Source organism: Streptomyces sp. NPDC001108 (assembly GCF_053598535.1).
Genome location: NZ_JBSFKL010000010.1, coordinates 127,924 through 151,265 on the forward strand (window position 1 = coordinate 127,924; position 23,342 = coordinate 151,265).

A 23,342-nucleotide genomic window follows, 5' to 3' on the forward strand; every position below is an offset into this window, starting at 1 on the left:
CACAGCGTAGGTGACACGATTCCACCGCAATACGGCAGGGTTCGTAAGATCATCGGTTCGGTAGCTGGCCTTCAGGGCGCGGCTTCCGGACCGTTGGGGAGGCGGCGATGGAATTCCGGTTGCTCGGCAGGGTGGGCGTCATCAGCGGGGCGGGAGAGCTCCAGCCGGGGCCCGCCAAACGGCGCGGCGTGCTCGCCGTACTGCTCCTCAAGGCCAACTCCCCGGTGTCCGTGGACCGGTTGATCGGCGCCCTCTGGGACACGGCGCCGCCCGTCCACGCCCGTACGGTCGTCCAAGGCCATGTCTCGCGGCTGCGGGCCCTGTTGGACTCGGCCGGGGCCGCGGAGCACGGGGTGCGCCTGCTGACCCGGGGCGCGTCGTACGTGTTCGAGGTGCCGGAGGCGCTGCTCGACACGTACCGCTTCGAACGGCTGGTCCGGCGCGGCAGGTCCCGGCTGCGGCCCGCCGACACGGTGGCCGACCTCACCAAGGCGCTGGCCCTGTGGCACGGTCCGGCGCTCGACGGCACCGCCCCGAGCGGCACGCTGCGGGCCGCCGCGCAGGCCCTGGAGGAGGACCGGCTGGCGGCCGTGGAGGCCCTGGCGGCCGGCTACGGCCGGCTCGGGGACGCGGCGGGCGCGGTGGCGGTGCTCCAGGCGGAGACGGAGGCGCACCCGCTGCGCGAATCGCTGGCCGAGGCGCTGGTCGGGGCGCTGCACCGGGCGGGGCGCCCATCGGACGCGCTCGACCACTACCACCGCACCCGCCGTCTGCTCGCCGACGAGTTGGGCGTCGACCCGGGGACGGGGCTGCGCCGGGCGTACGAAGCGGTCCTGCGCGCGTCGGGGAAGGCGGTCGAAGGGCGGCGGCGTTCCGGAGCGGCGGGTGCGGTGGCAGTGGCCGGGGCAGGTGGCGCGGTGCCCCGGCTGCTGCCGCGCGGGGTACGGGGGTTCCTCGGCCGGGACGCGGAGCTGGCCGAGCTGGACCGGGCCACCGCGTCCGGGGTCCCCGCACTGGTCACGGGCGCCCCCGGGGTCGGCAAGACCGCGCTCGCGCTCCACTGGGCGCACCACGCGCAGTCCCGCTACCCGGGCGGCACCCTCTTCGCCGATCTCCGCGGCTTCGGCGGAGTACCGGCCGAACCGGCCGAGGTCGTACGGGAGTTCCTGCTCGCACTGGGGGTGCCGGCGCGTGAACTGCCCGAGTCCGCCGCCGGTGCCGCCGCCCTGTACCGGGAGCTGACCGGGCGGCGCGCGCTCCTGGTCGTACTGGACGACGCGCGCGGCTCCGACCAGGTCCGCCCGCTGCTGCCCGCCGGGACCGGCTCGGCCGTCCTGGTCACCTCGCGCCTCCGGCTCGGCGGTCTGGCCGTCGAGGAGCTGGCCCGGCCGGTGCGGGTCGACGCCCTCGCCCCGGCAGCCGCCGCCGAACTGCTCGCGGCGGCGGTCGGCGAGGACCGGGTGGCGGCCGAGCCCGGGGCGGCGGACCGGCTCGCCCGGCTCTGCGACGGGCTGCCGCTCGCGCTGCGCATCGCGGCGGCCCAGCTCGCGGCCAGACCGCACTGGCGGCTCGCCGATCTGGCCGCCGAACTCGCTGACGAGCAGCGTCGGTTGGCCCTCCTCTCGCTGGACGACGCGGAGGAGTCGGGGGTCGCGGCGGCGCTCCGGAGCACGGTGCGGGGGCTGGCGCCCGAGGCGGTGCGGCTCTTCGCCCTGCTCGGGGTGGTGCCCGGCCCCGATCTGGACCGGTACGCCGCCGCCGCGCTGCTCGGCCGGCCGCCCGCTGTGGCCGCCGAGGCGCTGGACCGGCTCGCGGGGGCCCATCTGGTGACCGAGCACGCCCCCGGCCGCTACGCCCCGCCCGATCTGGTCCGGCTGTACGCGCGCGGCCTGCCCACCGACGACGGGGCGCTGCTGCGGCTGCTGGACGGCTACGCGGCCACCGCGCTCGCCGCCTCCCTCGCCGCCGAGCCGGGCGACAAGCCGTGCTGCGCCCTGCCCGCGACGGCCGCGCCGGACCTCCCGGTACGGAGGTTCGCGGACCGGGACGCCGCCCTGCGCTGGTACGCGACGGAGTGCGACAACCTGGCCGCCGCGGTCGCCGCCGCACGGGCGGCGGGCCACGACGACCGGGCCTGGCGGCTGGCCGTGCTCCAGTGGCCGTACGTGGTGTGGAGCGTCCGGGACGACTGGGTGCCGCTGCTCGAACAGGCCCTGGCGGCGAGCAGCCGGGTCGGCGACCCGGACGCGGAGTCCCGGGTGCGGGCGCTGCTGGGGTGGGTGCTGACCCGGGCGGGGCGGCTCTCCGAGGCGCTGACCCACCTGGAGACGGCACCCGCCCTCGCGGCCCGCGCGCACGATCCGTCGAGCGAGGCGATCGCCCTGATCAACCTGGCGGTCGCCCTGGACACGGACGGGATCACCGACACCTCCCTGCGCCATGTCACCCGGGCGGTCCGCCTCGCCCGCGAGGCCGACGACGTACTCACCGAACTCCTGGCACTCCAGCACCGCACGAACCAGCTCCTGACCCGGGGGGACGTCGCGGCGGCGGAGAGCTGCACGGCGTACGCGCTGGCGCTCGACGACCAGGGGGTGACGACCGGGCTGGGCGTGATGCGCCGGGCCACCTTGCGGCTGAGCCGGGGCGAGGCGCTGCTGGCGCTCGGCGAGCGGGAGGCGGCGGAGCGGTGCGTGCGCCAGGCGCTCGCGGAGGCCACCCGGCAAGGGTTCCAGGAGGGGGTGAACCGGGCCAGGTACCAACTCGCTTCCCTGAAGGGGGCGGTGGTCCCGCAGACGCGGCCCGGCGGGGACGACCGGTCCGTTCTGTCTCCCTGACCGACCCGCGCGTCCCCTCGCGGTCCGTGTCCGGTACCGCCGGGCCGCGTGGTGGACGGGATTGTCGCAGCGGCCGCCAACGCTTCACGGAGCACCGGCTAACGCCCCCTCGCTCCGGCGTTAGGGGTGTCTGGACGACGGTCAGGACACGTCGGCCCCGCCCGCCGCCTCCGGCGCGGCAGGCGCCGTGAGTCCCGCGCGTTCGGCGAGGGCGCCGCCCTGGAAGCGGCTCGTGGCCCCCAGCTCCTCCAGCAACTCCGCGATGTGCCGGCGGCAGGTGCGCAGTGACATGCCCATCCGCCGGGCGATCACCTCGTCCTTGGCACCTTCGGCCAGCAGCCCCACCAGGGCGCGCCGCAGGCTGTCGCCGACCTCCTTGTACGCGGCCCCGCTGGTGCCCCGGAAGGGCGTCGCCCCGGACCAGTGCTGCTCGAAGGAGCGGCAGAGGTAGGCCACCACGTCGGGGTCCCGCACCAGCACCGCGCCCTCGCCCGAGCCCCCGTTCGACCGCATCGGCAGAAAGGCCACGGCCCGGTCGAACACCACCGCCCGGTCCGGCAGTTCGGCGGCCGTGCGGTACTCGGCTCCGGCGGCGGTGAGCCGTTCCACGTACCCCTGGGTGGCCAGGCTGGTGCGGGCCGAGTGCTGGTAGAGGGTGCGCATCCGCACGCCCCGGTCGAGCATCGCCAGGTCCCGGTCGAGGGCGCTCCCGAGGTGGCGTGGCGAACGGCCGCCACCGGGCTGGACGGTGAACACCTCGTCCCAGCAACGTGCTGACTCTTCCGTGAGCATCGCCGAGGCGGCGGCCAGATCGGGCAGTACGGTGACGCCCTCCTCGCCGCGCCGGGCCCGCCGGGCGGCCCGGTACTGGGGCATCAGGGACCGCAGTTCGTCGCGTACCGCCTGGACGTGCGCGGCCGCCCGCGCCAGCTCCGCCTCCCGGGGACCGACCACCTCGGCGGCCGCGGTGTCCGGGCTGACCGGGATGAGCTGGTCGGGGTTGCCCGGGGCCGGTCTGAGCAGGCGCAGGGCCAGCAGGGAACGGCAGGCCCGCTCGACCTCCTCCGGGGCCAGACCGAGCCCCGGCGGCACATCGGGGCGCCGCCGCTCGACACCGCCCAGCGACAGCGCGTGCTCGAAGACCGCGACGGTCGCCGGGTCGAGGCGCGGCAGTTCGCCGAAATTTGTCCCTTGAGTCATGTTCTTCCCCGCAATGCGGCCCTGCTACTTCCGTGCCATGCAGGGTATTGCCAGCCGGGATCGCTGGACCGGGAGGGCGTCGGAGGATGAACTTCTGACGTCCGGCCGAAACCCCCTTCAGCTGCGACGACCGGCGGCGGACCCCGTCCCACGCGGTGCTCGCCGCCACCACACTCCCGATCCAGGAGCCGCACCCATGACCTCAGCCGTCCGCAGCCTTCTCGTCCTCACGGCGGTGCTCGCCGCCGGCGTCGCCGCCGTGGTGGCCGGTCCCGCGGACCACGGGCACGGCGCGGACCCGGCCGGCATGGTCGCGGCGTCCCTCGCCGACACCAGCTGGGGCGACGACTACGCCCCGCCCCGGCAGTAGACCCCGCGCCCTTTCGTCCGTCCGTCCACGACTTGCGAGGTCGATCCGCGTGTCAGCATCGCCCGAGGCCGCCGGACCGCCGGACGGGGAAGGTTCCCACCGGGAAGGTCCCCACCAGGAAGGTGCCCGTCCCGAACGCCCGGAGGACCTCGCGCTCCTCCCCGGTCTGGTACGCGCCGCCATCGCCCGGCACGCGCCGGGGGCGGAGCACGAATGGCGCCTCGACCAGGCGGCGTTCTGGTGCCACGCGGTCCCCGAGGGCCCGGCCCCGCGCGAGCAGGGCTGGAAGCTGCACGTCTCGGCCACCCCGCTCGCCGCGCCGCTGACGCTGGCCAGGGCCGCCGAGGTGCTGGTCGCCCACCGGTGCCGGTTCAAGTTCGCGGGAAGCCCGGCCCGGGTCACCGAGCTGGTCTCGGGGCGCTTCGCGCGCGGCGGGTCCGGCAAGTTCATCACCGTCTACCCGGCGGACGACGAGCAGTTCCGGTTGCTGGCCGAGGAGTTGCACCGGGCCACCGTCGGCCTGCCCGGCCCCGCCGTCCTCTCCGACCGGCGCTACCGCCCCGACAGCCAGGTCTTCTACCGGTACGGGGTGTTCTCCGCCCCCCGCCGGCTCGCCCCCGACGGCACGTACGTCCCGCTCCTCACCGACCCCGAGGGGCGGCCGGTGGCCGACGAGCGCAACGCCTGGTACAGCCCGCCGGCCTGGGCGGGCGACCCGTTCCCGGACCGTCCGGCCGCCCCGGTCCGCACCACCGCCACGGCGAAGCCCGTGCTGTTGAACGGGCGCTATCTCGTACGGGGCGCGATCCAGCACTCCAACAAGGGCGGGGTGTTCCGGGCCGAGGACACCCGGACCGGGGAGCGGGTCGTCGTCAAGCAGGCCCGCGCCCATGTGGGCGCGGGGGTGGAGGGGCTCGACGTACGGGACCTGCTGCGCCGGGAAGCGGCACTGCTGGAACGTTTTTCCGCAGCCGCCCGGACGCCGGACCAGGCCCCTGCCCCGGACCCCGTTTCGACCCCTGCCCCGGAGCTCCCCCTGGCGCCCCGCGTCGTCGAGGTGTTCGAGCAGCAGGGCAGTGTCCTGATGGCCGTGGAGTCGGTGCCCGGAGCCACGCTGCGCCGCACCGTCGCCCAACGGCTCGTCGCGGGCGGCGTGGCCTGCCCGGACATGGGGACGGCCGCGTCGCTGGTCGGTCAGCTCGTCGGGCTGGTCGCCGCCGCCCACGGACTGGGCGTCACCCTGCACGACTTCAACCCCAACAACATCATGGTCACCCCCGAGGGGCGGCTGCTCCTGATCGACCTGGAGATGGCGGCGCCGGAGGGCGAGCGCTGGATCCTCGGCTCGACCCCGGGCTACGCCGCCCCGGAGCTGCGCGCCGCCGGGCAGGTGGCGCCCACGCTGGGGCCGTCCGTCGATCTGTTCGCCCTGGGCGCGACCGTGCTGCACGCGCTGAGCGGCGCCGATCCGCTGTTCGCCCCGGACCTGCCCCGGGCGGCGGCCCGTCCCGGCGAGGAGCGCATGGCCCGGCTCGTGGAACTCCTCGGCCGCGACCGGCCGGTGGTGCGCGCGTACGCCCCGCTGGTCCTCGGGCTGACCCGGGACGATCCCGCCGGCCGCTGGACGCTGGAGCGGGCCCGCGCCTTCCGCCCGGCCCCGCCGGAGAGCGCCCCCACCGGCGCTCCGGACCGTACGGACCGGCCCGAGGACGTCCGCGAACGCCTTCTGCGCGACGGCCTCGCCCACCTCCTGGCCACCATGCGCCCCGACGACCCCGAACGGCTCTGGCCCTCGGACCGCTTCGGCGAGACCTGCGACCCGGTCGCCCTCCAGCACGGCTCGGCGGGCGGGGTCGCGGTCCTCGCACGGGCGCTGCGGCACGGCGCCGGGCCCGACCCGGCGGCGCTGCGCGAGGGGCTGCGCACTGCCGCGCACTGGACCGCGGACCGGCAGGACGCGCTCCCCGGCGACCTGCCCGGCCTGCACTTCGGCCGGTCCGGAACCGCCTGGGCGCTGCTCGACGCCGCCCGGGCGCTGAACGACACCGACCTCGCCGAACGCGCCGTGAAGACGGCCCTGGAGCTGCCCGTACGGTGGCCGAGCCCCGATGTGACGCACGGGGCGGCCGGTGCGGGCCTGGCCCAGCTCCACTTCTGGGACGCCACCGGCGACGAGCGCTTCCTCGACCGGGCCGCCCGGATCGCGGACGGGCTGCTCGACGCGGCGCGGCGCACCCCCGAGGGCGTCTTCTGGCCGGTGCCCGAGGACTACGGCACGGCGCTGGCGGGCTCCTGGCACTACGGATTCGCGCACGGCGTGGCCGGGGTCGGCACCTTCCTGCTCCGGGCGGCCGGGGCCACCGGCGAGGAGCGTTTCCGCGCCGTGGCCGCGGAGGCCGGCCGGACCCTGGCGACGGCCGCCCGCGGCGGTCCGGCCGGGACGCTCTGGCCCGTCGACCGCGCCCGGCACCTCTCCGACTCGCCGGACCTCGCCCGGCACTGGTGCAGCGGTTCGTCCGGCGCGGGAACCTTCCTGGTCCGGCTCTGGGCGGCCGGGGACGGCCGGGACGCCACCCTGCGTTCCCTGGCCGAGGGCGCGGCCGAGGCGGTCCTGGCGGGCCGGGTGACGGACTCCCCCGCCACCTGCCACGGGCTGACCGGCAACGCCGAACTCCTCCTGGACATGGCCGGGCTGACCGGCGAGGAGCGGTACCGCGCCGACGCCGAACTGCTCGTCGAGCACCTGGCCGCCCAGGCCGTCCTGCGCGACGGCCGCCTCCTGGTGCCCGACGAGAACCGCCGCACCGTCCTCGCCGAGTACGCCACCGGCCTCGCCGGAAGCCTCTCGCTGCTGCTGCGCCTGCGGTACGGCGGGCCCCGCGCCTGGCTCCCCGAGGGAGACCGCGCCACCCCCTGAGTCGTCCGGCGGCCACCCGGCCGCCGGCACCGGGTCCCCGCGGACCCGGCCCCACCGATCGAAGGAGACCGACATGATGGAGCACGACATCGACGCCCTGCAGCTCCTCCCCGAGGACCTGCGCGCCGAGGACAGCCGGGGCGAGGAGCACGCCGCCGCGCTGATCACCGCCTGCAACATCCACACCAGCGGCTGCTGACGGGACGTCACGGCACACCTCGGGGTACCGGCGTCCCAGGCCGGTACCCCGAGGTCGCGCCCGGCGGATAGCCGCCCGGCCGTCCGTCACCCGGAACTCCCCGGGCCGGGTGACGGACACCGCGCGGGCCCGGGGCGTCCCCGTCGCCCACACGGGAGGTCGCGTACGCGGTCGCTCGCCTACGCGGTCGCGTTCTGAAGCGCGCTCACACCGCGGGCCGGGTCGAGCTCGGTGCGGGCGATGACGGTGGGGACCGCGATCCCCGGCAGCAGGAGGCGCCACATGCGGACCACGCGGTCGACCAGGTCCGCGCGCCCCTCGCTCGCGACGGCCGAGTAGGTCTGCATCCCCGTACAGGACTCCACCACGAACTCGGCCAGCTCCGCCGGCTCGATGCCCGACAGGAGCTCCCCCTTCTCCACCGCCACCCGCAGGCAGTCGGCCATGATCCGGCTCCAGTCCTCGTACGGCGTGCTGTCGCGCAGGCCGAACGCGCCCTGCTCGCCGGTGAGCCGGACACCGGCCCGCAGAAGGACGTCCGTCTGGAGCCGGTGGGCCCAGACGAGAGTGATGTCGACCAGGCGCTGAAGACCCTCGGACGAGAGCTGCGGAACTATGGACTCCGGCTGCGCGTTCATGACGGCGCGCGCGAGGTCTTCCTTCGACTTGAAGTGGAAGTACAGCGCACCGGCCGTGAGATCGGCCTCCGCGAGGATGCGGTTGATGCTCGCACCGGCGAAACCCGACGTGTCGAAGACGACCGCCGCGGCCCGAAGGATCTCCTTGCGGGTCTGGATCGCCCTCTCCTGCTTCGGTCGCTGCGCCATGGTACGTACCTCCTAGAACAAACAGAACATTTCTTATGGTACGCGGGGGTAAGCAGCGCTGCCAAGCCAGCGGAAGGCGGCGGATTCCGATCGGAACCATCGGGCGACATTTCGGGAAACTGACCCCTAAACCACGGACATTTGACTTACCCATGACTTACACTTTGCCTTTTCTTTGCTCAAAACAAAACGAGCATTCTTTATTTTCGTTGGTGGAACAGCTCGGCCATACGCACCAGCTCCATTCCATGCATCTCGGGGGGATTCCAGATGTCCGTCACCACCACCGACACGAGTCCAGGCGATCTGCGCGAACTGCTCGCCACGTCCGTACCGAAGGAGTTCGTCCACAAGACGGTCCAGTCCGAAGTGCTGCTCACGGGCTGGTTCCCCGTGGCGCCCGACCGCTTCCGGGTCACCGCCCGCTGGCCCGTCGACCACGCCTTCTACGGCCCGGTGAACGCGCACCACGATCCGCTGCTCGTCGCCGAATCCGTGCGCCAGACCGTTCCGCTGCTCAGCCACGCCGCCTACGACGTCCCCTTCGGACACCGCCAGACGTGGAGCACCTTCCGCTACGAGATCGACCCCGCCGCCCTCGCGGTCACCGACGGGCCGGCCGAGGTCGAGATGGACATCCGCTGCTCCGACGTCGTCCGCCGCGCCGGACGGCTCTCCTCCGTGCGGATGCACGTCGAGATGTACGTCGACGGCAGGCCGCTCGGGTGGGCGGAGACCGCCTTCGCCAACCTCACGCCCACCGTCTACCCCCGTCTGCGCGGCCCCTACGCCGACATCGACGAGGCGGTCCGCCGGTCCGTGCCGCAGGCCCCGCCGATGGCTCCCGGCCAGGTCGGCCGCTCCCGGTTCGCCGATGTGGTGCTCTCCCCCACCGACGTGCCGCTCCGCGCCGGGCTGCGCGTCGACCACGCGCACCCGTTCCTCTTCGACCACCCGGTCGACCACGCCCCCGGCATGCTGCTCCTCGAAGCGGCCCGGCAGGCCACCCACTCCGCCACCGGGGCGCGGCCGGTGATCGCCACCGCCATGGACGCCACCTTCTCGCAGTACGTGGAGTTCGACGCCCACTGCTGGATCCAGGCGTCTCCCGGCGAGCGGACCGACGGCCGCGAGCGGGTGCGCGTCGAGGCCGAGCAGAACGGCACCCTCGCCTTCACCGCGCTCGTCACCGCCACCCCGCTCCGGCCGGTGCGGCTGCTCTCCAGGATTCCCGCCCAGCGCCGCGGGCACGGACGTTGATCCGCCCCGCCACCGGTCCGGACGACTCAGCACACCAGGGGGACACCACCATGATCCGACCGCTCACCCGGCTGCGCCTGGCCGCCGTCAACATCGACGGAGTGATGCTGGAGGACACCTTCAGCCCGGTCATCCACCACTTCCTCACCAGCCGCGGCTGCGCGTACACCGCGGAGACCGAGCGCAGCATCTTCTCCCAGCCCCGGGCGGTCGCCGGCCGGCTGCTCGCCGAGGCCGTCGACGAACCGATGACCGGGGACCAGGCTCTGGACGCGTACTTCGCGGAGCGGGCGCGGTACGTCGCCGAGCATCCGGTCCGGATGAGCGAGGGAGCGGTGGAACTGCTCGTCCGGCTGCGGGCGGCGGGGCTCGCGACGGTCTGTTACGGGGGCCTCGCCAAGGGCCACTTCGACAGGTTCCTCGGCGACCACGCGGAGCTCTTCGACGAGCCGGGCTACATCTGCACCGACTCCTTCCGGCCCGGTCTGCGGGAGATCGCCACGGACCACTTCGGGCTCGCCCACGACCAGGTGCTCGTCATCGACGACGTGGCCAGGGTGGGAGAGGAGGCCGCGCGGCTCGGCATGCCGTTCATCGGGCACCCCAGCTCCTTCGAGCACAGCTATCAGAGGCATCTGATGCGGGAAGCCGGCATCCGGCACGTGGTGGACTCGCTGCACGCGATCGACGGGGAGCTGCTCAGGGCCCTGGACGAGGAGGCGGCCGGGCCGCGCGACGGCCGGGCCTCCCTCTCCGCCGCCGGGAGCGCGGTGCACGACGGAGCACTCGCCCGGTAGGAGGTCAAGGGGTTGCGCATCGGGGGTGGTCGGCATCTAGCGGCCACCCCCGAAGTGCATCCGGGCCCGGCCCACAGTCGTCTTTCTTTCATCGAAGCCGTTCCAGGGCCACAAATAATACAGAACGCTTGCTATTTTTTGACGGACAGGAAACGGGGGGTATCGAAGCAAGGAAGGAAGACGCGTTGATGGTGATCCAGGGAAGGGCCGCTCGCACGCGCGGCATACTCGTCCGGGCGGCCGCGACGGAGTTCTGCGAGGTCGGCTACCAAGGCGCCAGACTGTCGCGCATCAGCCAGCTGGCCGCCGTCTCCATGGGGGCGCTGACCTTTCACTTCCCTGCGAAGGCCGCCCTGGCCGACGCCGTCGAGGAGGAAGGTCTCGCGATCACGAGAGACCTGGTGGAGCGGCTCTCGAAGGAGCGGGACCCCGGCCTGGAGGCGGTCGTCGGGCTGACCGTGGGGATCGCGACGCTCCTGGAGGAGGACGACGTCGTGCGCTCCGCCGTCCGGCTCGCCCGGGAACGACCCGGCGGGGCGGGCCGGTGGGTGGAGGTGTGGCTGCCGGCGGTGCGCGAACAGCTCCACCGCGCGTACGAGGACGGCCACCCGTCCCGGGCCGAAGAGCTCCGGCAGACCCTGGCGGACATGGCCGTATACCTGCTCGCCGGTGCGGAGTTGCAGGTCAGGGCCGACAGGGAGGCCACCGACCCGGTCGTACGGAGCCCGGCCGCGCGGCTGGAGCGGATCTGGCGACTGGCCCTCACCGGGACCCCGGCCGAGCGGATCTGACGCACGGAAACCCCGTCTCCTCCGGTCGATGCCAGGAAACCCCTAGCAAAACAAAGCGAACGTTCTGTATTGTTCTCGGTGCAGGAGGTGATCCGGCCTCCGGGGCGCGCGCCCATCGGGCGCCGCCCGCCGCATCGCAGAGAAACGGGGAAGTCCGTGAAAGTAGCGGTGGTTGGAGCCGGCGGCATCGGCGGCTACTTCGGTGGCCGTCTCGCCGCGGCCGGGCACGACGTCCGGTTCATCGCGCGGGGGCGCCACCTGGAGGCCCTCCGGCGCGACGGACTCACCGTCGAGGGCCCGGCGGGCGGCGCGGCCGCGGGCTCCCCCGGCGGCTTCTCCGTTCCGGCCGACGCACTGCAAGCGACCGGTGACCCGGCCGAGGCCGGGCCGGCCGACTTCATCCTCCTCGGCGTGAAGACCTGGCAACTCCCGGACGCGCTACCCCTGTTGAAGCCCCTGATGAAGGACGGCACGGCGGTCCTCACCACGCAGAACGGGGTGGAGGCGCCGGCCGAGGTCGCCGAGGCCGTCGGCAGGGACGCGGTGCTGCCGGGCAGCGCGAAGATCATCACGTATCTGGAGGGGCCCGGCCGGATCCGCCACGTGGGCGGGCTCGGTTCCCTGACCTTCGGCGAGTGGGACAACCGCCCCTCGGAGCGGGTCGGGGCGCTGCGAGAGGCACTCGACGGGGCCGGGGCGACGGCGGTGGTTCCGCAGGACATCTGGGCCGAACTCTGGGCCAAGTTCCTGTTCGTGGCCCCGTTCGGCGGCCTCGGAGCGGTGACCGACGCACCGATCGGCGCGCTCCGGTCCCGGCCGGGCACCCGCCGCCTGCTCGCGGACGCGATGACCGAGATCCAGGAGGTCGCCCGGGCCACCGGCACCGTCCTGCCCGAGGACATCGTCGCCACCACCCTCGACTTCGTCGACCAGCAGCCCGCCGAGGGCACCTCGTCGCTGCAACGCGACATCGCGGCGGGCCTCCCCTCCGAGCTGGAGGCGTGGACGGGCGCGGTGGTCCGCCTCGGCGCCCGCCACTCCGTCCCGACCCCGGTCAACGGCTTCCTCCACCAGGTCCTCGGGCTGCGCGAGGCGCGCGCGGCCGAGCGGCGCGCGGAAGCGGGTGCGGCATGACCTCCCCGGCCGGACCCACCGGATCCCACAACTCCGTCCGAACCAACGGTCCCACCGAGACCACCGCGGACGTCGCGATCGTCGGCGCCGGCCCCGCCGGTCTCTACGCCGCCTACTACGCCGGGTTCCGCGGCCTGTCGACCGTCGTCATCGACGCGCTGGACGAGCCGGGCGGCCAGGTCGCGGCGATGTACCCGGAGAAGCTGCTGTACGACGTCGCCGGGCACCCCGGCATCAGGGGCCGGGAGCTGGTCGACAACCTGCTCGCGCAGGCCGCGCCCTTCGAGTCCACCCATCTCCTCGGCCGCACGGCCGTCACCCTGACCCCCCGGAACACCGATACCGGCACCGGCACCGGCACCGGCACCGGCACCGGCTGGACGCTCGGCGCCGACGACGGCACCCGGGTGCACGCGGGCGCGGTGGTGGTCGCCGCCGGGCTCGGCAGGTTCGTCCCCCGCAAACTGCCCTGCTCGGTCCCCTACGAGGGCCGGGGCGTCGCCTACCACGTACCGCGGCTCGACGCGCACGCCGGGAACGACGTCGTGGTCGTCGGCGGCGGTGACAGCGCCGTGGACTGGGCGCTGGCCCTGGCGCCGATCGCCCGGAGCGTGACCCTGGTGCACCGCCGGGCCGCCTTCCGCGCCCACGAGCACAGCGTCCGCCAGCTGTACGCGTCCTCCGTGCGCGTCCTCACAGACGCCCAAGTCGTCGCCTGCCACGGGCCGGACCGGCTCGAACGGGTCGAGGTCCGCACCGGGACGGGGATCCTGGAGCTGCCCGCCCACTCCCTGGTGGCGGCACTGGGCTTCTCGTCCGGGCTCGGACCGGTCGCGGACTGGGGCCTGGAGCTCGAACACCGCCGCATCCGCGTCGACCGGTCCATGCGGACCAACCTGCCGGGGGTGTACGCGGTCGGCGACGGCTGCACCTACCCCGGCCGGGTCCCGCTGATCTCCGTCGGCTTCGGCGAGGCCGGGACCGCCGTCAACCACGCCGCGGTGGCCCTGCGGCCGGGCCAGCGGCTCGCCCCCGAGCACTCGTCCGACACCCTCCCCGGGGGCATGCCGCCCGCACCGGCCCCGCCGACCGCACCGGTCGCCGTGCCCGTCTGAGCCACGCCCCCGCCACTTCGACCCCGCCCAAGAGGGGACTTGGAAGCGATGAAGCTCAACACACTCACCCTCATGCCCGACGGCGTCGCGATAGCCCTACCGCAGGGCTCGCCGCTGACGGACATCGAATACGAGACCTCCGAGCCGCTGATCCCGTTCGGCTGCCGCTCCGGAGCCTGCGGCGCCTGCGTCGTCGAGGTCATCGACGGCACCGACGCCCTCGGGGAGAGCGACCCCGAGGAGACCGACTTCCTGGAGGACCTGGGCTGGGCGGACGGCAACCACCGTCTCGCCTGCCAGTGCCGCCTCCTGGATTCCGCGACCATCCGCGTCGTGGCGAACTGACGACCCGGCTCGAAGAGCGCCCGCCGGTTCCCGCGGGCTTCCGGTAACGCGCGCGCCACCCCCTCCGGGGCGCCCGGAGCACGCGTCCGTACGGCAGTCCGGCCGATGTCCGCCGGAGCCGGCGAAGAACTCCGACCCGAGTCACCCCCGCATGTCCTCCCCGGATCACGACCAGGGGCCGGGATCCCTCCTGCCCAGGGACCGGGGGACATGTCACAGCCCATCCGTAAACGCACCACCATGTCCTTTGACGAGGAGAGTCATGAACAACCGTGTGTCCAACGTGGGTTACGGCAACCGCAAGCCCTTCCTCGGCGCCGCCGCCGCGGTCGAGCTGCGGGCCGAGATGGACCGGCTGATCGACGCCCAGGTCGTCGAGTGGTACGCCAACGTGCCGGCCGCGGCCCACCTGGAGAGCAAGAACGTCGACTCCGCTTACTACAAGCGCAACCTCATAGAGACCGCCTGGCGCATCCGCCTGCTGCGCGTCGCCGAGGCGAAGGCGCTCACCGAGATCGCCAAGCAGAGCCCCGAGGCCGCCCAGATCTGGGCCAACTACGAACAGGAGGAGATGCTCCACGACGAGCTCTTCATCCAGGACCTCGCCAAGGTGGGCGTCTCGCGCGAGGAGTTCCTCGCCACCGAGCCGTACCTCTCCACCAAGCTGCTCGCGGGCTACTTCTCGTACCTGCTGGACCACGAGGGTCCGCTCGGCGTGGTGGCGTACTCCTACCTGGTCGAGTACGTGAACGTGAAGCTGGAGCCGCGCAAGCTCGTCGCGCTCAAGGAGTCGATCGGCGAGAAGAACATCGGCGGCCAGATCAGCCACTCCCACACGGACATCAACGACGACCACCCGGGCGAGGTCTGGGCGGCCGTGCGCTTCCTGATCCGTGACGAGCAGGACATCGAGTCCTTCAAGAAGTACCTCCAGGAGCACCAGACGGTCCTGGCCCTGTACTTCAAGGAGCTCGCCGACAACACCATCGCCGCGGCCGAGAAGACCGCCGCCTGATCCTGGCCGGTCCGCAACGGCGTGGACGCCGCCGACCCCACCGGCGGCGTCCGCGCCCGGCCTCTCCGTAAAGGAGCAAGGAGCATCGTGCACAAGCAGCACACGGGCGGGGGGATCCTCCTTCTCAGCCATGTCGGCTTCTCCTTCGTGGAGGACCTCGTCGAGGCCCTCCGCGCGAGGGGACTGAAGAGCTTCGTACTCAGCTCGCGGCCCGAACCGGCCCACCCGGGCCGCCTGGACGAACTGCGGCGGATCGGCGACCACGTCACGGCCACCACGGAACACGCCCTGACCCGCCAGGACGTGGAGTCCTGCCTCGACGGACTCCGCCGCGACGGCGAGACCGTCCTCGCCTGCCTCACGGTCTGGGAGGGCTACCGCCATCTGATGGCCCTGGCCAACGAGTCGCTCGGCGTGAGCGACCTCGGTGAGAAGCAGGTCCTCGGCATCCGCGACAAACTGACCCTGCGCAACCGGCTCTTCGACGCGGGGCTCACCCGCGTCCGGGCCGCCGGACTCACCCCCGCCTCACTCGCGGCCCACCAGGCGGCCGAGGGACGCCACTTCGTCAAGCCGGTGAGCGGCATCGCCTCGTACGGGGCCTTCCCGCTCACCCCGCGGACCACCTGGGCGGATGTCGAGCGGATCGCCGCCGAGTCGCGCGACGACGCGGTCTACGTCTCGGCCTTCGGCGACGACGGACCGGCCTTCCTCGTGGAGGACTACCTGCCCGGGCAGGAGTTCAGCTTCGAGGTCGTCGCGGTCGACGGAACGGCGCACGTCGTCGCCCTGCACGAGAAGTGCGAGGTGACCGAGACGGCCGGCACCGTCCTGGAGAACGCGTGCACCAGCCCGCCGGTGAGCATCGGTGCCGCCGAGCGCGCGGCGGGAATCGGCTGGGTGCGCCGGATCCTCACGGAACTCGGCCTGGAACAGGGCTGCTTCCACATCGAGGCCCGGTACGACGCCTCCCGTCCCGACGGGGAACGCTGGGACCTCATCGAGATCAACCCCCGGGTCGGCGGCAGCCTGATCTCCCACAGCACCAGGGAGCTGACCGGCGGCGTGAGCCTCCTCGACCTCTGGATCGGCTCGCTCCTGCCCGACGCCGGCGACGGGTTCCCGGAGCGCCTCGCCGCCCTCTCCTACACCGCCGACGGCGAGACGCCGACGGAGAACGCCACCTTCTTCCGGGTCTTCTTCGCCGAGAAGGGGCGCATCGCCTCGGTGCGGGTGAACGAGGAGCTGGCACTCGCCCCCGTGGTCACACACCTCCTGCTCAAGGCCGGTGACACGGTCGACGCCACCGCGCGCGAGGTGTTCCTCGGGCAGCTGCTGTGGCGCTTCCCGCGCGGGGAGACCGACCAGGTCCTCCCCGGGCTGACACGCGCGTCCACGCACGCCATCGACATCGAGTACGAGACCCAGGACGAGAGGGGTGCGCGGTGAGCCGATCGACCGGCCGGTTCCTGATCATCGACTACAACCTGTCCCGCATCGACGACGTACGGCACATGAGCGCGTACGCCCGAACGCACCACGGCACGGAGGTCACGCTGATCCGGGCCGACCCGTCCGCCTCCGACGCCGAGATCTGCGACGAGGTGATCGACCTCGACCCGCTGAGCCCGGACTTCGTCGAGCGGGCCGAACGGCTCCTTTGGCCCCGGCGCGAGGAGTTCAGGGCGGGCGTGGTCTTCTCCGACAACGCGGTCCAGAGCGGGGCGGTGCTCCTCGACCGCCTCGGGCTGCGGATCGACTCGCCGGAGCTGGCCGGCGGGGCCTTCTGCAAGCACGAGTACCGGCTCAGCGAGGCGGCCCACCGCAAGCTGCTCGCGGCGCAGCGGCTGCTCGTGCCCGACTTCGCCACGGTCGACTCGCGCGAGGACTTCGCGGACTTCGCCCGCAGCCACCCCCACGGCTTCGTGGTGAAGCCGACCAAGGAGGGCAACAACCGGGGCGTGGCCGTGGTCGGTCCAGGCGACTCCCTGGACACGGCCTTCGCCGAGGTCGGTCCGTACCTGGAGAACGGGGTGATCTGCGAGGAGCTGCTGCCCTACCGGCGGGAGTACTCCTTCGACGGACTGGGCCGGGTCTCCTTCATCACCGAGAAGGTCAGCGCCACCGGGCGCTACCCCGTCGAGGTGGCCCAGATCCTCCCCGCCCGGCTGAACCACGCCGAGCGGACCGCGGTGGAGCGGGCCGGGTGGCAGGTCAACTGGCTGGTCGGGCAGTGCGACGGTCCCTTCCACAACGAGATCAGGCTGAGCGACGACGCGGCCGGCACGGCGGTCGTCGAGCCCAACCGGCGGCCGGCCGGGATGAAGATCTGGTCGCTGGCCCGCTGGGTCTACGGCATCGACTTCTACCACCGCTGGGTCGACGCGGCCTTCGGGCTGACGGCGGGGACCGCGCTGCCGGAGCCCCGTTGCTCGGCCGCGACGGTGATGCTGGGCGTGCGGACCGACCGGTCCTTCGCCCCGGTGGACGTCGCCCCCGGCGCGCGTCCCTTCGAGGACGCCGTCGCGGCGACCGCCGCCGCCCACGGCCTGCTCCCGCACGAGCTCGCCGTCAAGGAGTTCGCCTGGCTCTCCCCGGAGCGGCGGGAGCTGCACGCCACCGCCCGGGACAACGCCGACTTCGCCGCCCAGGGGTGCGTGGTGCTGACCGCCGCGGGCGCCGACATGGGCGAGGTCGTCCGCACCCTGCGCGCGCTCTGGCTGGAGGCGCTGGACGGGGCGACCGGCCGGACGTCCGGGGCCGGTGCGTTCGGGCCGGTGCCCGCCGCCGTTGCCCCGGCGACCCCCGATCCGACCACGATGATGGAGGCGGCCCGATGAGGATCCTGGTCCTGCACCGTGTGCCCTACCCGAAGATCGCCTACCACCGGGGCATCGACCACGCGCTGCACGACGTCACCTACTTCGGCCGGCGCGCGGCGCTCGACACCCTCCCGGACGGGCTGCGCTGCGAGCGGGTCGAGCGGCCCGGCCTGCGCACCCCCTACGACGAGGCGCGGGCGTGGCTCGACGCGGAGCCCCGGGGCTTCGACCGGGTGATCTCGATGTCCGAGTACGAACTCCTCGACGCGGCCCGGCTCCGCGCCGACCTCGGCGTCCAGGGCGCCACCGTCGAGCAGGTCGAACTGGCCCGGGACAAGGTCCTGATGAAGCGGGCGGTCGCGGCGGCCGGGCTGCGCGTGCCGCGATTCCTGCCCGTGGAGGAGTTCCTCGCCTCCGGCGGCGCGTCCCCCTGGACGGGCCGGACGGTCCTCAAGCCGCACCGGGGCGCCTCCAGCGTCGACGTCGTCGTGTTCGACAGCGCGGCCGAGGCCCACGCCGCACTCACCGGACGGCGCACCGGGGTCGCGTCGATCGACGAGGACGGCCGGGGCCTGCCGGACCACGAGGTCGAGGAGTTCGTCGAGGGACCGATCCTGCACTTCGACGGGCTGGTCGAGCGCGGATCCGTCCTGACCCTGGGCGCCGCCGAGTACGTGGGCACCTGCCTGGCGTACGCGCAGGGCGCCCCGATGGGCTCCTTCCAGCGCGAGGTCACGGACACGCTCGCCGACTGGGTCGCCGCCGCGCTCGCGGCCGTGCGCATCGAGAACGGCAGCTTCCACCTGGAGGCCATCCTCGACGAGTTCGGCCCGGTCTTCCTGGAGGTCGGCAACCGGGTCGGCGGCGCGGACGTCGTCGACACCTTCGAGCTGGCGACCGGCGTCCACCTGCCCTCCTTCGAACTGCGCGTCCTGGTCGGCGGATCCGTCGCGGGCACGCTGCCGCCGCCGCCCGCCGAGCGCGGCTGGTACGGCTGGTTCGTCCACCCCGGGCACCACCTCGGAGCGGGCGTCTTCGAGGGGTTCGACGGGGCCGGGGCCTTCCGCTCCGACCCCCGGACCGTCACCTGGCACGAGCTGCCGGCCGGCGCCCCGCTGCCCGACCACATCACGTACGGAGCCCACGAGACCGCGCTCGCCGGGATCGTCGGCACGGACTCCCCGGGGGAGACCCGCGACTGGCTGACGCGCCTGTTCGCGTCGCTGTCCCTGCGGACCTCCGCGCCGCACGCCCGCGTGCCCGATCCGGTCGCGTAGCCCTCCGCCCGGCACGCGACCACCACCCGAGACCGAGGAAGAAGAAGGAACATGGCCGAACTCAGGTTCCACTGGGGATCGTCACTCGACAGTGGCCAGAAGAAGTCGACACAGAAGTACCGGTCCGACCTGCTCGACCTGGACGGCGCGATCGAGTTCGCCCAGGACGCGGACGCGCTCGGGGTCGAGTCCCTGCTCATGGCGCAGAGCTACACCCTGCCGGACCCGCTGCCCATCATCGGGGCGCTGGCCCGGGAGACCGAGCGGGTCAAGTTCATCCTGGCGTACCGGCCGGGCCTGCTCTCGCCCACGCTCTTCGCCCAGATCGTCAACACGGTGTCGTGGATCTCCGAGCGCCGGATCGCGCTCAACATCGTCGCCGGCACCTCCCCCGCCGAACAGGGCTACTACGGCGACTTCCTCGCCCACGACGAGCGCTACGCCCGGGAGGGCGAGTTCCTCGACATCCTGCACCGCCTGTGGGGCGAGGGACGTCCGGTCACCTTCACCGGTGACCACTACCGTGTCGTCGACGCGCAGCTCGGCCTCGGCCACCGGGGCGGCGGCCGACCCGAGATCTATATCAGCGGGAACTCGGCCGTGGCGCAGCGGACCGCGATCCGCTACGGCGACTGCTGGTTCCGTTACGGGGACACCCCCGAGGAGATCGCCAAGGCGGCGGCCCCCCTGGTGGCCGAGGGCACGGACGTGGGCCTGCGCCTCCAGGTGCTCGCCCGCGAGACCCGTGAGGAGGCGCTCACCGAGCTCGCCGAGATCATGAGCGAGACCGACGAGAACCACCGCGCGTACGTGAAGGCGTTCGTCGAGGCGGGCGACTCCGAGGCGGTCAAGAACTCGATGCGCCTGGCCGAGCAGGCCGGGCACGGCTGGCTCTCGCCGGTCCTGTACTCCGGCGCCGTCGCCTACCGGGGCGGCCCGGCCCTCTGCCTGGTCGGCAGCTATCAGGAGGTCGCCGCCTACCTGATGGAGTACAAGGCGGCCGGGGTCGGGCAGTTCATCTTCTCCGGCTGGCCGGCCCGCGACGAGATGCGGACCTTCTTCACCCACGTCCTGCCGGTCGTCCGCGCGTACGAGAAGGACCACGACGGCGCCCTGGCGGGAACACGGTGAGCAGCGAGCGTACGCGCCGGAGCCTGTTCGGCTCCGGCGTGCTGCTCGGCCTCATGGCCGAGCAGGTCGTGATGTTCAGCGTCCCGCTGCTCATCTTCCAGCAGACCCGCCAGGTCTCCTCGCTCGGCATCGCCTATGCCGTCGAGTGGCTGCCCTGCCTGCTCGCGTACCCGTTCGCGGGGCTCGTCGCCGACCGCGACGGCGGTGCCAGGCTGTTCTCGCGGGCCAACGCCACCCGTGCGGCCGTCATCGTCTGCGCCGTGCTGCTCATCGTGGCGCGGCCGTCCTGGACGGTGCCGACCCTGATGGTGACCGGTGCCGTGCTGGCCACGCTGGTCGCGCCGATCCGGATGGCGATCGAGAAGGTCGTACCGCAGCTCGCGCAGGGCTCGGACCTGGCCAGGACCCAGTCCCTGGTGCAGAACATGGAGCTCCTGGCCATGGCGCTCGGGCCCGGGATCGCCATGGTGGCGGTGCTGTTCCTGGGGAAGGTCTGGCTGCTGGCCCTGGCGGGCGCGCTTTTCGCGACGGCCGCCTGCTGCTGGCTGGTGCTGCCGCGCACGGCCGCCGCACCGGCTCCGGCCGGGGCCCGGGGCGCGCGGGCGGTCCTCTCCGAGCTGGGCCTGGGCTGGAAGCTCCTGGTGGGGAACCGGCCGGTCATCCTGCTCGCCGGTCTGAACTTCTCCATCAACCTGGTCTTCTCGACGGTCCTCGCCGCCAACGCGGCCGTGGTCACCGGCGTACTGAAGGCCCCCGAGTCGCAGTACGCGATGCTCAACATGTTCGTCGGCATCGTCGGGCTGCTCAACCTGCTGCTGACCCCGCTGCTGCTGCGGAAGTTCGACGTGAACTTCCTCGGTTCGCTCGGCTACACGGTCCTCACCGGCTGCCTGCTGCTGCTCGGCACCGCCTCGTCCTTCTGGCTGTACGCGGCGGCGTTCGTGGTCGCCATGTCCGGGGTCGCGTACTTCAACATCTTCAACCGCACCCAGCGGGTGAAGGTCATCCCCCGGGAGCACCTGGGCAAGGTCATGGGCCCCTTCTTCCTGATCGGGCTGCTCTCCTACCCGGTGGGCGGACTGCTCATCAGCACCGTCGGGGCGAGCATCGGCCCGCAGCGGCTCGTCGCCTGCCTGGCCGTCCTCCTCGGGGTGTACGGCGCGGTCTTCGTACCGCTGACCATCCGCAGCTTCCGCGACTTCCACGAGAAGAAGGAGGTGTCCCGTGTCGGCACTGGAACTGAGCCCGCCCTGTCCGGTGGACAGTGACACGTTCCGCGAGGCGATGGCGCACCTCGCGGCCCCGCTGACCGTCGTCACCACCCGCGACGCGGACGGACGCCGGTGGGGCTTCACCGCCAGCGCGGTGACCTCGGTGTCGATGGATCCGCCGCTGCTCCTGGTGGGTCTGGGCAACGGATCGAGCTGCCGGGAGGCGCTGAGCTCCTCGCCCGAGTTCGTGGTCAACGTGCTCGGCGAGGAGCACACCGAGGTCGCCGGCCGGTTCGCCCGGCACGGGGTGGACCGGTTCGCCCAGGGCGGCTTCACCACCTGGCCCGGGAGCGGGCTGCCGTGTCTGGCCGACGCCGCCGCGGTGTTCCGCTGCACGGCCGTCGACCGGATACCGATGGGCGACCACCAGCTGCTCATCGGCGAACTCACCGGTCTGCGCATCCCCAAGGAGACCAGTCCGCTCCTGTGGTACCGGCGGGGCTTCCGCGCCGCCGTCCCGACCCTCACCGGAGAGCCCCGATGACGATGACGACGACGCGGACGCCGAGCACGACGATCCCCGGGGTCGTGGACGGGACGGTCACGCCCTCGGTGGACGGGGAGGGCAACCTCTCCCTCCACATCGAGGTGCGCAACGGTCCCGGCCGCGCGGACGGCGGCGACTACATCGAGATCGTCCTCACCGGCAAGGACGCCCGCGCGCTGCTCTCGACCCCGGTGCGGACCACCTTCCCCTGCTCGGTCGGGGTCCGCCTCCAGACCGATGCCCCACTCGTTCCCACCCGCCAGGAGACGTCATGTCCGTGATCAACCCGGAAGCCCCCGCCGCGCTCCGCCGCCCGGACCCCGTCGACCAGCGCCGCCCGGCCCCCGTCGAACCGCGGCAGAGCATGGCCGGGCTGCCCGGATTCCTCCAGTACCCGCTGACCGTCTTCACCGGCAAGCCGCTGCCCGGACAGCGCTCCTCGGGCTGGACGCCCACCTTCCACCTGGTGACCGCGACGGCCTCGCTGCTCGCCGGGGTCGCGGTCGGCGTCACCGCGTACGCCCTCGGCGGCCTCGCGCTGCTGTTGCTGCTGCCCGGCTGGGCGGTGACCCTGCACGGGATGCGCAACCTCCGGATGATGATCTACCACCAGTGCTCGCACCGGAACATGTACCGGAAGCGAAAGCCCGACAAGGCCATCGGCCACGCCGTGTCGAGCCTGCTGATCATCCAGAACTTCGCCCGCTACAGCCGCGAGCACGTCGCCGACCACCACGCCACCGGCCACATGACGCTCCAGGACCCCACGGTGCAGGCGTTCCTGGTCAGCCTGGACATGCATCCGGGCATGACCCGCCGGCAGATGTGGCGCCGCCTCCTGCTCAAGCTGGTCTCGCCGCGCTTCCACTTCGCGTTCGCGGTCTCCCGGGTGCTGTCCTTCTCCAAGGAGTCCGCCCGCAGCGAGAAGGCCACCGCGCTCGCGCTGTACGGCACGGCCGTCACCGCCACCGTCCTCACCGGCACCTGGCCGGCGCTGCTCGTCGTCTGGTTCGTGCCGCTCCTGCCGCTCTTCCAGATCAGCAACACCCTGCGGCTCTGCGTGAAGCACACCTTCCCGCCGGCGGGGCTGGAGGACCGGCGCAGCCGGGCGTACTTCACCTCCCTCACCAACGCCATCTTCATCGGCGACCGCGCCCCCTCGCCCGGACTGCCGGCCGCCCGGCGCGCCCTCGCCTGGGCCCGGTGGACGCTGCGCGCGCTCTTCGTCCACGCCCCGTCCCGCTACCTGGTGCTGACCGGTGACACCGTCGTCCACGACTACCACCACCGCCACCCGCGCAGCGCCGACTGGTCCAACTACCTCTTCGCCCGCCAGCGGGACGCCGAGGAGGCCGCGGCCGCGGGCGACCCCAACCGGCCGCCGTACCACGAGGTGTGGGGCCTGGTGCCCGCGATCAGCCACGTCTTCGACTCGCTGGCCGTCGCCGACCCGGACGAGTTCGACGTGAACCACCTGAGGTCCGTCAGCAAGCGTGAACTCTTCGCCGCCTTCGACGACTGAGCCCCCTCCCCGTGCCCGCCCCCAC

21 protein-coding genes are annotated in these 23,342 nt (G+C 73.1%); 19 read left to right on the plus strand and 2 right to left on the minus strand.

The window, feature by feature from the left end:
- The first annotated feature begins 107 nt into the window (after positions 1 to 107).
- Complete coding sequence (locus tag ACWC97_RS22680; RefSeq protein WP_450651189.1) at positions 108 to 2,837, plus strand: AfsR/SARP family transcriptional regulator; 2,730 nt, start codon at positions 108 to 110, stop codon at positions 2,835 to 2,837.
- Positions 2,838 to 2,978: 141 nt separating this feature from the next.
- Here ACWC97_RS22680 and ACWC97_RS22685 read toward each other — a convergent pair whose 3' ends face one another.
- Positions 2,979 to 4,037, minus strand: a complete 1,059-nt coding sequence (locus ACWC97_RS22685) for a hypothetical protein (protein ID WP_450651191.1) — start codon at positions 4,035 to 4,037, stop codon at positions 2,979 to 2,981.
- Between the two features lie 196 nt (positions 4,038 to 4,233).
- Here ACWC97_RS22685 and ACWC97_RS22690 point away from each other — a divergent pair, with 196 nt between their 5' ends.
- The 3 genes from ACWC97_RS22690 to ACWC97_RS22700 all read left to right on the plus strand — a co-directional run bounded on the left by ACWC97_RS22690 (position 4,234) and on the right by ACWC97_RS22700 (position 7,523).
- The gene (locus ACWC97_RS22690; protein ID WP_450651193.1) at positions 4,234 to 4,407 is read left to right on the plus strand and encodes a hypothetical protein; all 174 of its coding nucleotides are present in this window, start codon (positions 4,234 to 4,236) and stop codon (positions 4,405 to 4,407) included.
- Between the two features lie 49 nt (positions 4,408 to 4,456).
- Positions 4,457 to 7,324 carry a class III lanthionine synthetase LanKC N-terminal domain-containing protein gene (locus ACWC97_RS22695; protein WP_450651194.1) on the plus strand — a complete coding sequence of 956 codons (2,868 nt, stop codon included), beginning with the start codon at positions 4,457 to 4,459 and terminating at the stop codon, positions 7,322 to 7,324.
- A gap of 73 nt (positions 7,325 to 7,397) precedes the next feature.
- Positions 7,398 to 7,523 carry an ALQxL family class IV lanthipeptide gene (locus tag ACWC97_RS22700; protein WP_352278210.1) on the plus strand — a complete coding sequence of 42 codons (126 nt, stop codon included), beginning with the start codon at positions 7,398 to 7,400 and terminating at the stop codon, positions 7,521 to 7,523.
- Positions 7,524 to 7,702: 179 nt separating this feature from the next.
- Here the strand turns inward: ACWC97_RS22700 and ACWC97_RS22705 are convergent, their stop codons facing one another.
- Entirely contained in the window at positions 7,703 to 8,350 is a 648-nt protein-coding gene (locus tag ACWC97_RS22705) for a ScbR family autoregulator-binding transcription factor (RefSeq protein ID WP_352278208.1), read from the minus strand.
- 270 nt (positions 8,351 to 8,620) lie between these two features.
- Here ACWC97_RS22705 and ACWC97_RS22710 point away from each other — a divergent pair, with 270 nt between their 5' ends.
- The 15 genes from ACWC97_RS22710 to ACWC97_RS22780 all read left to right on the plus strand — a co-directional run bounded on the left by ACWC97_RS22710 (position 8,621) and on the right by ACWC97_RS22780 (position 23,317).
- Positions 8,621 to 9,610 carry a ScbA/BarX family gamma-butyrolactone biosynthesis protein gene (locus ACWC97_RS22710; protein WP_450651197.1) on the plus strand — a complete coding sequence of 330 codons (990 nt, stop codon included), beginning with the start codon at positions 8,621 to 8,623 and terminating at the stop codon, positions 9,608 to 9,610.
- A gap of 50 nt (positions 9,611 to 9,660) precedes the next feature.
- Positions 9,661 to 10,407: an HAD family hydrolase gene (locus tag ACWC97_RS22715; protein ID WP_450651199.1), complete on the plus strand. Its 747-nt coding sequence runs from the start codon at positions 9,661 to 9,663 to the stop codon at positions 10,405 to 10,407.
- A gap of 188 nt (positions 10,408 to 10,595) precedes the next feature.
- Positions 10,596 to 11,198, plus strand: a complete 603-nt coding sequence (locus ACWC97_RS22720; RefSeq protein ID WP_450651200.1) for a TetR family transcriptional regulator — start codon at positions 10,596 to 10,598, stop codon at positions 11,196 to 11,198.
- A gap of 168 nt (positions 11,199 to 11,366) precedes the next feature.
- Positions 11,367 to 12,332 carry a 2-dehydropantoate 2-reductase gene (locus ACWC97_RS22725; protein WP_450651202.1) on the plus strand — a complete coding sequence of 322 codons (966 nt, stop codon included), beginning with the start codon at positions 11,367 to 11,369 and terminating at the stop codon, positions 12,330 to 12,332.
- Positions 12,329 to 13,447: an NAD(P)/FAD-dependent oxidoreductase gene (locus ACWC97_RS22730; RefSeq protein ID WP_450651204.1), complete on the plus strand. Its 1,119-nt coding sequence runs from the start codon at positions 12,329 to 12,331 to the stop codon at positions 13,445 to 13,447. The genes ACWC97_RS22725 and ACWC97_RS22730 overlap by 4 nt, the downstream gene beginning before the upstream one ends.
- Before the next feature lie 48 nt (positions 13,448 to 13,495).
- A complete protein-coding gene (locus ACWC97_RS22735) occupies positions 13,496 to 13,792 on the plus strand; it encodes a 2Fe-2S iron-sulfur cluster-binding protein (RefSeq protein WP_450651206.1) in 297 nt (98 codons plus the stop codon).
- 262 nt (positions 13,793 to 14,054) lie between these two features.
- Positions 14,055 to 14,807: a hypothetical protein gene (locus ACWC97_RS22740; RefSeq protein WP_352278198.1), complete on the plus strand. Its 753-nt coding sequence runs from the start codon at positions 14,055 to 14,057 to the stop codon at positions 14,805 to 14,807.
- 87 nt (positions 14,808 to 14,894) lie between these two features.
- Entirely contained in the window at positions 14,895 to 16,256 is a 1,362-nt protein-coding gene (locus ACWC97_RS22745) for an ATP-grasp domain-containing protein (RefSeq protein ID WP_450651208.1), read from the plus strand.
- A complete protein-coding gene (locus ACWC97_RS22750) occupies positions 16,253 to 17,647 on the plus strand; it encodes an ATP-grasp domain-containing protein (RefSeq protein WP_352278195.1) in 1,395 nt (464 codons plus the stop codon). Before ACWC97_RS22745 ends, ACWC97_RS22750 begins: the two co-directional genes overlap by 4 nt.
- The gene (locus tag ACWC97_RS22755) at positions 17,644 to 18,906 is read left to right on the plus strand and encodes an ATP-grasp domain-containing protein (protein WP_450651211.1); all 1,263 of its coding nucleotides are present in this window, start codon (positions 17,644 to 17,646) and stop codon (positions 18,904 to 18,906) included. The genes ACWC97_RS22750 and ACWC97_RS22755 overlap by 4 nt, the downstream gene beginning before the upstream one ends.
- A gap of 51 nt (positions 18,907 to 18,957) precedes the next feature.
- The gene (locus ACWC97_RS22760; protein WP_352278192.1) at positions 18,958 to 20,037 is read left to right on the plus strand and encodes an LLM class flavin-dependent oxidoreductase; all 1,080 of its coding nucleotides are present in this window, start codon (positions 18,958 to 18,960) and stop codon (positions 20,035 to 20,037) included.
- A complete protein-coding gene (locus ACWC97_RS22765; protein ID WP_352278191.1) occupies positions 20,034 to 21,305 on the plus strand; it encodes an MFS transporter in 1,272 nt (423 codons plus the stop codon). Before ACWC97_RS22760 ends, ACWC97_RS22765 begins: the two co-directional genes overlap by 4 nt.
- The gene (locus ACWC97_RS22770; RefSeq protein ID WP_352278189.1) at positions 21,262 to 21,792 is read left to right on the plus strand and encodes a flavin reductase family protein; all 531 of its coding nucleotides are present in this window, start codon (positions 21,262 to 21,264) and stop codon (positions 21,790 to 21,792) included. Before ACWC97_RS22765 ends, ACWC97_RS22770 begins: the two co-directional genes overlap by 44 nt.
- A complete protein-coding gene (locus ACWC97_RS22775) occupies positions 21,789 to 22,076 on the plus strand; it encodes a hypothetical protein (RefSeq protein WP_352278188.1) in 288 nt (95 codons plus the stop codon). Before ACWC97_RS22770 ends, ACWC97_RS22775 begins: the two co-directional genes overlap by 4 nt.
- The gene (locus ACWC97_RS22780) at positions 22,067 to 23,317 is read left to right on the plus strand and encodes a fatty acid desaturase (protein WP_352278187.1); all 1,251 of its coding nucleotides are present in this window, start codon (positions 22,067 to 22,069) and stop codon (positions 23,315 to 23,317) included. The genes ACWC97_RS22775 and ACWC97_RS22780 overlap by 10 nt, the downstream gene beginning before the upstream one ends.
- Positions 23,318 to 23,342 lie beyond the last annotated feature (25 nt).